We start from the raw sequence: 1,063 nt of genomic DNA on the forward strand, positions 1-1,063 counted from the left end.
GTCCACCGGCAGCGCCTCCGCGCCGGCCGGCGGCCAGACGTCGAAGGCCTCCGCCTCCACGCCACCACCGACGGCCAGCGCACCGGACGCGTGCTGGACCCACCCGGCCTCCGGATCCCCGTCCGGCCGGGAGTGGATCGTGAGGTCGCGGCGCCCGGTGGCGTCCGGCGTTCCGACGCGAAGCTGGAGCTGGAGCGCGCCGTGCTCCGGCAGCACCAGCGGTGCCGCGAGCGTCAGTTCCTCCACGAGGTCGCAGCCCACCTCGGCGGCGGCGCGCAGCGCGAGTTCGAGCAGGCCGGCGCCGGGGACCAGGACCGTGCCCTGGACGACGTGGTCGGACAGCCACGGGAACGCGCCCGTCGACAGGCGTCCGGTGAGCACCAGCCCGTCCTCGTCGGCCAGTTCGACGGCCGCGCCGAGCATCGGGTGCGTGGTGGCGCCGAGACCGGCGGAGCGGACGTCGCCGCCACGGGCGGCGAGGGGCGCGGGCCAGAAGCGGCTGCGCTGGAAGGCGTAGGTCGGCAGGTCGACGCGGCGGGCGCCGGTGCCGGCCAACAGGGCGGCCCAGTCCACCGTGGCGCCGCGGACGTGGAGGCGGGCGAGGGCGTCGACGAAGGTGTGCTCTTCGGCCCGGTTGCGGCGCAGCGCCGGGATGGCTTCGGCCTCGCCGTCGGGCAGGGCGTTCGCGGTGAGGGCGGTGAGGACGGCGTCGGGGCCGAGTTCGAGGTAGCGGCGGACGCCGGCCTCGTGGAGAGTGCGGACGCCGTCGGCGAAGCGGACCGCCTCACGGACGTGGCGCACCCAGTAGTCGGGCCCCTGGACACCTTCCGCCAGTGCGCCCGTCAGGTTGGAGACCAGCGGGATCGACGGCGCGTTGTACGTCAGCCCATCGAGGACCTCACGGAAGTCCTCCAGCATCGGATCCATCAGCGGCGAGTGGAACGCGTGCGAGACCCGAAGCCGCGTCGTCCTGCGCTCGGCGAAGTGCGCCTCGATCGCCGCGACAGCCTCCTCCGCCCCGGACACGACGACCGACCGCGGACCGTTGATCGCGGCGATCGAC

The 1,063-nt window shown here is 75.1% G+C and carries 1 protein-coding gene; it reads right to left on the reverse strand.

Annotation, left to right across the window (positions count from 1 at the left end; all coding sequences use genetic code 11):
- Positions 1-1,063, reverse strand: a 1,063-nt coding sequence (locus PUR71_RS02810) for an acyltransferase domain-containing protein (protein WP_329924691.1), incomplete at both ends; no start/stop codon positions are given.

The organism is Streptomyces sp. SP17BM10 (assembly GCF_036322405.1).
Classification (GTDB): Bacteria; Actinomycetota; Actinomycetes; order Streptomycetales; family Streptomycetaceae; genus Kitasatospora.